Raw genomic sequence first — 6849 nt, 5'->3', positions numbered from 1 at the left:
CCTTGAACCAATGACCTTGAAGTCCTGATGATTACAACAGGGACAAGGAACCTTTTCTGCACATTTAATAAAAAACGCTTTTATCGGCGGATTCCACTATGATATAATCATTTACAACAATCATATTGTTTGAGGGACGTCTTCCGTCGCGCCACTGGTAATGGCCGGCATAATGGAAGGCGTCTTTTCCTTTCTTCAGGGTGATTAAGGACATTATATCCGTCAATCCCCGGACAAACAATACCGTCAACATATGGACGTTTTTAGACAGCATTAACAATCGAAACAGGGGGGACAAAATGTTCCTTTGTCCCAACCACAAATTATACCCTGCTACTTTTTGCATAAGATAGAACGCCCGTTTTCGATTGGAATTTGAGTTAAGGTAAACCGCCATGATGGTTGGCACCACCTTAATCCAAAGGCTTTGTTAGCTGGTGACGTTGTTATTCAGGTTAAATGCAACTAATTTATCCATTCACAATCTTACTGGTGTTACTTCGGGGATCTTGTTTTAGAAGCAAACATGTTTACGTTTGGTTGGAGCGGAAGGTGTGCGACCTCCTGTGGGATTTAAGGGACAGGTGAGATCCCGCAGGCGGAGCTGAGAAGGCTTATGTGCCGTCCCGAGGAGTCGGGCAACTGAAGTGGAAATCAGTAACAACATGTCAAAAGGTATTGAAAACAACAGCACAATCTAAAAAGCAAATCCATTAAGGTTTGTACAAAGTGTTCACTAAAGAACCCCTCAATTTAGGAAAAACGACCTATTAAATAACCTAATATGTTACAATTGTTACTTATCAAAATAGTTAATTTGCTAGGGGGGATAAGAAAGGATTGCTTTTAATGCTGGTACTAGGCTCCAAAAGCAGATATAGGTAGGAAGTATCGTTATTTAGTAAACTATCGCAGCTGTCATGAAGCTCTAAAGAAAGGAGAAAGCATAAGTACTTATTAAGTTAAGAAGAATCCAACTTCAAAGAGTATTACAAATACCTATTAATTGATAACGATTACATAATAGACCATCAAAATTATTAGCGACACTAGCCCAGCTGGGCTTTCTTATTAAAGTAATTTCAAAAGGAAGGTTTTATGAAAAAAGAGAATAGTTTTTTATTGATTTTATTTTTATTTATGGCAGTAGTGCTATCAGCTTGTAGTAACGAACAAGCAGTTTTTAAACTATTGGAAGATGAAGAATATGAGGAAGCAATAACGCAGATGGATGAATTGTTGGTAAAAGGTAAGGTTGAAGACGAGAACGTGTTCTTTAATAAAATAAAAGAAATTGTTGAAAAAGGTGTAGAAAACAAGATAGCTAATAAACAATTCGAATCAGCAATCGCCCAACTTAAATTGTTTGAAGACTTTAAACATCTGGAAGACTACATAACTGAATTTCGTAATAAGGTTCACCGCTTTAAAGAATCATATGAACATTATAATAATGGATTGAGTTTTTACAATGAGGGACAATATGAACAGGCTTTTTCAAACTGGGAATATGTAATAGAACAAGACACAGAAAATTATGTTGAAGCTCAAAAGTTGGAAAACCAATACTATCTGGACTTGGTTCAAGATATGACTGAAGATCAAGCCTGGGTTTCCCTGCAAAAGATAGAAGAAGGTATACATATCTTAAATAAGATAAGTAAGGTAATTGAGGAACAATATTCACAATCAAGGGTATTAAAAGAAGAAATCATACTAGATTTTCTTTCTTACTACATTATCTATAGCGGAGAAAGCAAATTCTCTCCAGAGAACACTGATTTAAGTGCAGTTTTTAGTCTGCTATCTCACGAAGGTATGCAAAAGGAGGAAGCAGGAAAAGCAAGGCAGGCATGGGCAGAAGCTAATATTAAAGCTGCATTGGATAAGATTAAGGGGTTTGATGATAAAAGTGCCAGTGAGGTAATGGAGGCAGATCAATATCTTTCTCGAGCTTTGGACGTTCTCTCATCAGAAGAACAGCAAAGTATAAAGGATGATATAAATTTCATCCAGGAATTTATCAGCATTGTACGAAATTTTGCTGAAAATGATCTTGATTTTAAAGAGAGTTCAGATAAGGTACACTTCGCATATGAGTACAACGGCTCGCATGCCGAATCACCTTATGGGCGTTTTCGCTTTAGGGTTAAAGTAGAAGATTCGAACTCATTGTATTATGAAGTAGTAAATGATGATGCATATGATTTAAGTATTAATTATGAAGTGAAAGCTATTATTCATGATGATAAAAGGCTGGCTTTGCCAAAACCTGATTATCACTCAAGACCTGAACTGAATCAGTTTGGAGAAAAAGATTCTTCATTTTATCATGGTACTGATAAATTTGTTTTTACAACTCGAGAAGAACATTATGAAACCTTTATAAATGCTGTTAATCAACAAGAAAGTCTTTTAATCATTGAAATATCAGATGAAGGAAAGGTAATGAAGTATAGTGTAGAGTTGCAGCGCGGGTATAGATTCGTAGGCTTTATGGCTGAATTGTATGCTATGGAAGAAGAGTATTTTAATAACAAAGAATGATAACTTATTGTTTTACTTTTGGATTTACTAATCGAAAGCTAAGGTGTTTATATTTTTCAGATTGATATTGTGAACAAAAGATTTCTTTAAGTTATTTAGAGGGTGATATTCGAGTACTCCCGACAAGAAAAGAATGGCAGATGAAAGGAATTGATTATGAATAAAGCAAAGTTTATATTGCATGTAATTTTTTGTGGACTGATTATAGTTGGATGCAGCGAATCAAACGTTGATGAGGCAGTTACTGCTACCTCCAATAGTAATGGTGACGAAACAAATACCAAATCGTCAATTAGTAGCGAAGAAAGCACCTCAAGCTCGAGTGATATTTCCGAGAGTGATGAAGTTGCAGTATCCTATGCTGACAGCAATTCTTCCAGTAAGGGTTCTAATGAACAAGAAAATGATATAGAAAAAACAGAGAGTAAACCATCTCCATCCACTGTGGAAGTGAAGCCTGTGGAAGACTTACAGGAACCAGCAAAAGAAATGGAAGAAGTACAGGGAGATGCAGATGAACCTTCTGAAATTGTGGTAGAAGAAGAAACTTCCGAAGTAGAGGAAGATCCCTATAATCTTTACCTTGAAGACTGGAGTATCCTTGGAAAATGGGAAACGGAAGATGGAGAGACTTTAGAGTTTCTTGATAATGGCTATGTAGAAGTATCAGGAATCCCGGATTTACATTCCGGTTTTTATGAGGTCGGCGATGAATATGTAACAATTAACCCTGATGAGACCGATTTAGTGCTCAATTTCTATTACAGCAGGATGAGTGGTGTTCTCGATCTCATGGAAGTCAATACACGTTGGGCAAGGACCTTTGTGAAAATTAACTAGATGGGGAATAAAGACACAGGGACAGGTCATCGTTCATGGACAACAGGGACAGTTCATTATCACACCATTTTTTCACAATTAGTAGAGGCGGTCTTATTAGGCTGCGCCATTCAGACGATTGGTGATCTGCAGAGAATTGTTAATTCAACCTGTTTTTAGAAGGAGCATGCCATCGCGTAATATCCTTTTTGTAACCATTTTGAGCTTAAGGGATCATGGGACCTATCCTTTAGAGGCCATTTCTCTTTTCAATCAACACTTGAGATTAGAAGATAAACGAGCTTTGTATCTCTTTCGTATTCAAGGACGCTAGGCTCGTGATAGTTTGTCTTTTGAAAGCTCATTTACCATCACTAAACGTTAAATTTTATATCATGCAAAAATTATGGGGTAAGGAGTACCAAAAGGAAAACGGGTCGCTCCAGCTCAATCAGTAATAAATGAAAATTTTATTACAAAAACGATGGAAAATATTATATAATTAAATAGTCTTTTTTTACTATTTTCTTTGTGTGGGGAGGACTATGTGCTTATTGTGAAAAGAAAAAATCATCACAACTGTTGGATCACATTAGTGGGTTATGGCACGTTTTAAAAGTTCTCCAAAATTGAGTCTATTGGGCAGATAGAACTAGAATGACTACTATCAGTTCAAGATTGAATGAAAGGGGTTGTTGTTCGGCATTTTTATTCGAAAATCTTCTTCGTTTTTATTTAATTATGTTTTACTAATTTGAAGAATTCACAAAATGATATCAGGAGGAAAAATAATATGCTATATCTACTGCTTTTGGGGCAAATTGCTAGTGGTTTTACCGGGGTGTTTGTGATTGTGTATGGTTTGATAATGCTTTTATTCGGGCAAGGCGGCGGCATTATCCTGCTAGGTTTATTTCTATTATTCGGTGTGCCATTTATTCTAGAATCGCTCCTTAAGAACAAACTGAATGATAATATTAATAACAAAGTTGGAGAGGAAGTTAAGTTTTCAGGCAGCTTTGTGAAAAGTGAAAATCAATATAGTGGTAAAGGATATTTAGCTGTTACTTCGAACAAACTAGTATTTTTAAACATGAGCAACGATGATGTTTATTCTTTCAACTTGAACGATATTGAGCAATATATAATAGGGCATAAATCGACAAACAACTTTTTAATCACTGATAATGCAATTATACAAGGTGGTAAGAGGGTGGTCGAAATTCAGTTGACGGATGGGACAATTTTAAAGTGGAGGATGACCGCTAGTAACTTCTTCCCGACATTCGCCTTCGAGAAGAGCCTTTCTAATTTGCTGGGATCCTCGATGGATAAATTTAAAGTTAGCTAGAGTATTGTCACAGTGACGCCTCGAGATTTGTCGAAGGTTTTGGGGTGTTTTTTTGTTTTGGTTGGAGGGTTTTGGATTTTTTTTGAAGTTTAGGTTGCTGGTTCCTTGTTAAAGATGAGGAGTGACATTCCCATTAAGTGATTTCCAGTAAGGAGCATGATTTTAGGCTGAGCTTTTTTACTGAAAATCACTTTAATTGAGAAGTACTTTACGTTGAGTTTTACTACTGTAAAGGGTTCATCTAATATCTCTGTTGCTAATCAGAAGTATTGTTTTTCTTCAAAATTTTTGAAAGTAACTTTTCATTCTTCTCTTTTTCTTCCTGGGTTTCGCGTTTTAACAATTGATACTTCAATAGTAATCCGCTTGTATTAATATCTGCCAGTAGTTTATCTCCCTCTTTTAGTTTTTCAGTAAAATCACTCAAAGATACAATAATTCCTTGTGATTCATCTTGTTGAGGAAGAAGTGTAACCAAGTTGTTTTCAATGGAATCTACTGTATATTTTTTCATTAATACATATCACCACTCATCATACTATAGCCATTATCGCCTGTTTCTAACAGGATGCTGCCTTCATGATAGGTTGACCAGATTTCTGAATAAACACTGTTAAGTCTTTGGACAACAGCAGAATCAGGGTGACCATAAGAGTTATCACCATAGGATATTATTGAGTCGTCAGGAGATACAGCTCTAATGAACTCTTTGGATGAAGAAGTATCTGATCCGTGGTGCCCTACTTTTAGGACGTCGACATCCACATTATAATTTTGCATCATTTCCATTTCATTTTCTATTGTTGCATCACCCGTAAGCAGTATGCTGACATCTTCATGTATGACTTTTAGCACGATAGATGATTCATTTAAATCGCTGCTATCATTTCCGGAGTTAAGCACCTGAATGATTACATTCTCATCAAAGTCCAGATATTGACCTTCTTGTGCAACTTCAAAAGGAATATTCTTTTCATCAATTATAGTTAAATAGTCATTATAGGTTTGAGTAGTGTGAACTTTACCACTGTCTATTACTTTGCCAACCGGAAAGGTTTCAAGCACCCCAATTAACCCGCCAAGATGATCGGCATCCGGGTGTGTATTAATCATGAGATCAATCTTTGAGACACCTCTTCTATGCAGGTGGGAGATTACCTCATCCGAAGCATAGCGATGACCTCCATCTATCAGCATGGTATTTCCGTTTGATGTTTCAAGTAAAATACTGTCTCCTTGCCCCACATCAATAGAAGAGACGGCAATTTCGCCGCCTGCAATAGTTGTATTCTCATTTCGAATAATTCTTGCTGCAAAAGAAGCAAATTCTGATCTGCTTACATTCCTCTTAGGTTTGAAAGTGTTATCAGGATATCCACTGGTTATACCGTTATTAACGAGTACCTGAACGGAGCCATAAGCCCAATGTTTAGAAGAAATATCAGTAAATGAGATGGCTGATTTCCCAGTCAACTCGTATGCTCTCTCAAGCATAGAGGCAACTTCTGCTCTTGTAATTGGTTCATTTGGCTGGAAACTTCCGTCCTTGTAACCACTCATCATTCCCTCAGCTGCAACAGCCCCAATAGATGTGTTCGCCCAATGGTTACTAGGCACATCGTTAAAAGGTGATTTAGTTAGAGACAGATCCAAGTGTCTTGTAATGATGGCAGCAGCCTCTGCACGGTTGATGCTCTTTTTAATACCGAAAGAGCCATCAGGCAATCCTGAAACTATTCCCATATTGTACAGTAAATTAATATCCTCTTCTGCCCAATATCCGCCAGTATCCGTAAAAATCCCGTTGCTGCCTTCATGTGGGTCGTAAGTCGAATCAAAACCAGGCAAGCTTTCACAAGCCAATCCATTGCCATCCCTGTCTAATCCATGCGAATCAGACTCCGGACCACCTTCAGACTCAAAAAAGTCCTGGGCTTCTTTCCAAGTTGAAAAGTCACTGCAGTTCATGTCGGCTGCTGAGGTACTTATGCCACTAGTAAAAATAAGAGCCAAAACCGCCAATAGTGAAATAATATTTCTCACATTATACCTCCTAATATATGTTTGTATCATTTAAGTCTAGTATAGTCTGGCTGGTATTTCATTGGTAATTGTTTCTGTGGTCACAGTGA

6 protein-coding genes are annotated in these 6849 nt (G+C 37.0%); 3 read left to right on the top strand and 3 right to left on the bottom strand.

Annotation, left to right across the window (positions count from 1 at the left end):
• Positions 1-64: 64 nt before the first annotated feature.
• On the bottom strand, positions 65-322 hold the full coding sequence (locus FZC79_RS18900) for a hypothetical protein (protein WP_187442883.1): 258 nt from the start codon (positions 320-322) through the stop codon (positions 65-67).
• 776 nt (positions 323-1098) lie between these two features.
• Here FZC79_RS18900 and FZC79_RS18895 point away from each other — a divergent pair.
• The 3 genes from FZC79_RS18895 (at position 1099) to FZC79_RS18885 (ending at position 4717) form a co-directional block, all read left to right on the top strand.
• On the top strand, positions 1099-2547 hold the full coding sequence (locus FZC79_RS18895; protein WP_148948308.1) for a hypothetical protein: 1449 nt from the start codon (positions 1099-1101) through the stop codon (positions 2545-2547).
• Positions 2548-2703: 156 nt separating this feature from the next.
• The gene (locus FZC79_RS18890; RefSeq protein ID WP_148948307.1) at positions 2704-3387 is read left to right on the top strand and encodes a hypothetical protein; all 684 of its coding nucleotides are present in this window, start codon (positions 2704-2706) and stop codon (positions 3385-3387) included.
• Between the two features lie 772 nt (positions 3388-4159).
• Entirely contained in the window at positions 4160-4717 is a 558-nt protein-coding gene (locus FZC79_RS18885) for a hypothetical protein (protein ID WP_148948306.1), read from the top strand.
• Between the two features lie 256 nt (positions 4718-4973).
• Here the strand turns inward: FZC79_RS18885 and FZC79_RS18880 are convergent, their stop codons facing one another.
• Positions 4974-5231, bottom strand: a complete 258-nt coding sequence (locus FZC79_RS18880; protein WP_148948305.1) for a DUF3006 family protein — start codon at positions 5229-5231, stop codon at positions 4974-4976.
• The gene (locus FZC79_RS18875; protein WP_187442882.1) at positions 5231-6760 is read right to left on the bottom strand and encodes an S-layer homology domain-containing protein; all 1530 of its coding nucleotides are present in this window, start codon (positions 6758-6760) and stop codon (positions 5231-5233) included. The genes FZC79_RS18880 and FZC79_RS18875 overlap by 1 nt, the downstream gene beginning before the upstream one ends.
• Positions 6761-6849 lie beyond the last annotated feature (89 nt).

This window comes from Rossellomorea vietnamensis (assembly GCF_008180615.1).
Taxonomy (GTDB): Bacteria; Bacillota; Bacilli; order Bacillales; family Bacillaceae_B; genus Rossellomorea; species Rossellomorea vietnamensis_D.
The sequence above is the reverse complement of the archived record's forward strand: the minus strand, read 5'-3'. Positions and strand labels throughout refer to the sequence as shown.